Origin of the sequence: Craterilacuibacter sp., assembly GCF_051659485.1 — a bacterium.
GTDB lineage: Bacteria > Pseudomonadota > Gammaproteobacteria > Burkholderiales > Chromobacteriaceae > Craterilacuibacter.
On sequence record NZ_JBOFOO010000190.1, the window covers coordinates 1 to 4272 of the forward strand.

4 protein-coding genes are annotated in these 4272 nt (G+C 57.8%); 3 read left to right on the forward strand and 1 reads right to left on the reverse strand.

Annotated elements, in window-relative coordinates; all coding sequences use genetic code 11:
* The first annotated feature begins 379 nt into the window (after nucleotides 1-379).
* The 3 genes from ACRC1E_RS06905 (at nucleotide 380) to astE (ending at nucleotide 3086) form a co-directional block, all read left to right on the forward strand.
* Nucleotides 380-1168: an alpha/beta fold hydrolase gene (locus ACRC1E_RS06905; RefSeq protein ID WP_438514375.1), complete on the forward strand. Its 789-nt coding sequence runs from the start codon at nucleotides 380-382 to the stop codon at nucleotides 1166-1168.
* 21 nt (nucleotides 1169-1189) lie between these two features.
* Entirely contained in the window at nucleotides 1190-1972 is a 783-nt protein-coding gene (locus ACRC1E_RS06910; protein WP_438514376.1) for an enoyl-CoA hydratase-related protein, read from the forward strand.
* 115 nt (nucleotides 1973-2087) lie between these two features.
* Nucleotides 2088-3086 (forward strand): succinylglutamate desuccinylase, encoded by a 999-nt coding sequence (gene astE, locus ACRC1E_RS06915; protein ID WP_438514377.1) that lies wholly within the window; start codon nucleotides 2088-2090, stop codon nucleotides 3084-3086.
* A 13-nt stretch (nucleotides 3087-3099) separates the two neighbouring features.
* On the opposite strand, the gene flgL is transcribed toward astE, so the two are convergent.
* Nucleotides 3100-4239, reverse strand: a complete 1140-nt coding sequence (gene flgL, locus ACRC1E_RS06920) for a flagellar hook-associated protein FlgL (protein ID WP_438514378.1) — start codon at nucleotides 4237-4239, stop codon at nucleotides 3100-3102.
* Nucleotides 4240-4272: the final 33 nt, after the last annotated feature.

The window sequence follows — 4272 nt, forward strand, 5'->3', positions numbered from 1 at the left end:
GACAAAGGCTTGGCAAACCCATTAAACCCGCTAATATGCCGCCGAATAGCCAGGCCCTTACGCTGGCAAATATACCAACAGCAAGTATTGCGACTAGCTTATGCCATGTTTAATAAATTTGACAAGCCAAAAAACATAAACAAGGAATTGTTGCAGTGCAGCGATTAATCATAAAAAACACGGCCTTAGCTCGCGCGTCACCAAAAATGCAAACCGGCATGCTTATTGACAGACAATCCGGCCCAAGCACACCCCATCCGGCGCTGTTGTTTAAATGAGGCCAGCAACCTGTCTGCGCTTTACAAAACGAAAAAGTAGCACCCTCGATGAATGCATCGTTCACTACAATGGTATAAATAAACATACGAGGGGGATGTCCATGCCTTACTTTGATGCCAGACAGCAGCGTTTGCACTATGAGAGCAGCGGCAATAAAGACAAGCCGTCGTTATTGCTCATGAACGGCATCACCATGAGCACCGCGGCATGGAGCTTGCTGCTCCCCTATCTGGAGCCACACTTTCGGGTGTTGCGTCTGGATTTTTGCGGACAAGGACAAAGCAGCAAGCCCGAAGCCGAAGCCTACCCGCTAGCCGGGCAGGCCGACGATGCCGCCGCATTTCTGGATTTTCTGGGTGTGAAGCAGGCGACCGTCGCGGGACTGTCTTACGGCGGCATGGTGGCACAATATTTTGCACACCAGCACCCGACCCGCGTGTCGCGCATGGTTTTGGCTGCCACGCTGGCGTGGTCGGACCCGGTCAACGCACTGATTGCCCGCAACTGGGCAAGCGCGGATCAAGCCGGCGGCTTCGACATGCGTTTTGACACCGGACTGCCATGGCTGTTTTCCAACCAGTTTCTCGGCACGCAAACGGCCATGCTGCCACGCTTGCGTGAAATAGCCGCCAGCATAGACTGGCCCGCCACACAACGCTTAAGCCGCGGCGTACTGCAACACGATGCCCGGCCATGGCTGCACACGCTGACTTGCGAGACACTGGTGTTAGTGGGAAGCGCCGACCGGCTAACGCCACTTTACCAGTCGGCACTACTGGCACACAGCATTCCCAATGCACAATTATTGGTACTGGACGACTTTGCCCATGCCCTGCACCTGGAAGCACCCGAGGCGCTCGCTCGGGCCATCGTACACTTTGCCGGATAAATAAAACGGAGGAATAAACTGATGGATACCATATTACTGACTCTGGACAGCCGTGGCGTTGCCACCATCCGCCTGAACCGCCCCGACCTGCATAATGCACTGGACGATGAAATAGTCAGCCGCTTGACCGATACGCTACAAGAGGTCGGCAGCGATGAACGCGTGCGCGTGGTGATACTCACCGGCAACGGCATCAACTTCTCGGCAGGTCACGATATGGCCTGGCTGCAAAAAATGGCGGGCGCCAGTCCGGATGAAATCGCACAGCAAGCCCGTCTGGTCACCAAGTTGCTGCATACGCTGGACACCTTGCCCAAGCCGACGATTGCGCGCGTGCAAGGCTCGGCTTTCGGCATAGGCGCAGGGCTGATCGCCTGTTGCGATATCGCCTATGGCGTCTCCGAGGCGCTGTTCAGCTTTCCCGACACGCGCTTGGGCGCGATCCCGGCAAGCATCGCCCCCTTTGTGCTACGCACCATCGGCGAACGTGCCGCACGGCGCTACTTCCTCAGCGCCGAACGCCTGAATGCAGGCAAGGCCAAGCGGCTGGGACTATTGCACCAGGTGGTGGAAGATGAAGAACTGGATAGCGTGATTGCCATGCAAGTCAGCAACCTGCTATGTAATGGCCCGCACGCCATGCAGCAAGCCAAGCGCCTGATACACGATCTGGCGCCATTGGGAACCGGCAGTGACGCCATGACGCTGGCGATAAGCCGTGCAGCCGAAACCCGCAGCAGCGCCGAAGGACGCGAAGGGATGCGCTCGTTTATCGAAAAACGCAAACCCGATTGGCTGGACTGATTCCTGCTGCACGCGCTTAGCCGGCATCAAGACCCGGTACTGGCTAAGCGGGCTGGTTTTCCCGTATGCTATGTCAAAATACTAATCATGACTGCCATCAGGATGCCCGCCCGCCATGCCGTTTACCTCTCATGCAGATTTTCTATCCGCGACGCTGGCCTGCACCAAGACCGACTTTCCAGCCCGTAGCACCCTGACCCAGCTTCGGCTGACTTGGCACGGCCCGGGCATTCTGGAACTGACTCCGCACGCGCTGGCGCAAAACGCCGATCAGGTGCTGATTTCCGCCGGCATCCATGGCAATGAAACAGCCCCCGTCGAAGTACTCAATGCCATTCTGAACGACATCATTGCCGGACGCCTGATGCTCAAAGTACGCCTGCTGGCGATACTGGGTCACCCCGAAGCCCTGCAACGGGGCGAGCGCTATCTCGACTACGACATGAACCGCCTGTTTGCCGGTGCACACCGCCAGCATGCACAAGCCCGCGAAGCGGCGCGCGCCGCCGAGCTTGAACATGCCGCCGAGCGTTTTTTTGCCACATCCCCCGCCAGCGCCCGACGCCTGCATTACGATTTGCACACCGCCATTCGCGACTCGGTATTCGAGAAATTCGCCATCGTCCCATTCATGCACCAGCGCGCCTGCGATAGCGAACAACTGGCCTGGCTTGCCGGCTGCGATGTAGAAGCCATACTGCTGCACAGTGCGCCGGCGGCAACGTTCAGCTACCACACCAGTTTTCACTGCCACGCATCGGCCTTTACGCTAGAGCTAGGCAAGGCGCAGCCATTCGGGCAAAACGATCTGTCGCGCTTTAGCGGTATTGCACAGGGCTTACGCCAGTTACTGGCGGCACAAGCGCCGAAACTTGCCGCCTGCCCGCCGCTGTTTCGCGCCAAATACAATCTGGTCAAACACAGCGAAGCATTCCGCCTCAATCTGGATGCACAAGTGGAAAACTTTACCCTGCTGCCGGATGGCTACCTGATTGCAGAAGATGGCGCGACGCGCTATGTGGCACAAGGCGGGGAAGAGAGAATCCTGTTCCCCAACCCCGGTGTCAAACCGGGCTTGAGGGCAGGCATTGTGATCGAACCGGTCGCAGCCTAAGCACTGCGGCCTGTCAGATATATTTGAACAGGCTGAGACTGGAAACCATCTGGTAAGTTTTCTGGGTGGTTTCCATTGCGGTGATCGCCATATTCAGGTCGGTAATCGCCTGCACAAAATCCAGATCCTGCAGTTGGCCGACTGCCGCCTTGTATTGCACATCCAGACCCTCGCCGGTCTTGCCTAGCGTTCCCACCTCGGCACGGCGTGCACCTACCGATGTATGCGTACGCAGCAACTGCTCGTGCCCGGTTTTGAGGCCGCCTATGGTTTTCCCCAGCGACTCATCATAGGTCGGCGGCAAATCCTGCGTCACAGGGCGAAAGCCGCCGGCAGGATCTGTCTCGACCAGCGCCTTGCCATTCACATCCAGCCGCGGCAAGCCGTCTTTAAATACCAGCGGATTGCCGTCAGCACCCAGCACCGGTGCCGGTGGCGTCGCGTCGTCCATCACGGTCTCGCCATCCGGACCCGGTTTGGCCATCCCGTTCGGGCCATCAGCCAAAATCTTGTCGAAACGGGCCAGCGCCTGCCACAGCTCGTTGCCGGCGCTAAATTCATCCGGTTTATTCGGGTCTGCCACGCTGGAGCCGGCACCAAACACCAGCCCGCCCGGTTCGGTAATGGCAATGTCGCGCGACGAAGAAGCCGCAACCTCCTGCCGCTGCCAATCACCCTTGTAGGTGATACTCATCTCCGGATCCATCTTCAGCTCGAACGGAGCCTCATGGGATTTGGTGCCGCCAAACAGATACTTGCCTTGGCCGTCCGCACTATTGGCAATACCGACCAGCGACTTGACCTGCTCCTGCAACTGGGTACGCAGATAGCTGCGGTCTTCATCGGTCAGGGAGGCATTACCGGCCTGAATACCCAGCGCCTGAATATTCTGCAGGATCTCGCCGCCGCGAAACAGATACTCCTCGGACAGCGCCAGCGTCGACTCTATGGTGCGGGTATTGATCAGCATCTGGTCGTTGCGCGATTGTGACTGCGCCAGATTCATCAACTGGGCAGCCGCGACCGGATCATCCGACGGGCGGTTAACCCGCTTGAGCGACGACAATTGCTCGTTTAGTTGGGCCAGGCGCGCCTGATTATTGCCAAGGCTGTAATTGGTGGCGATGAATTGGGTATTCGAGCTGATACGCATGATGCAGTACCTCTGTTATCGCATTTGCAGCAG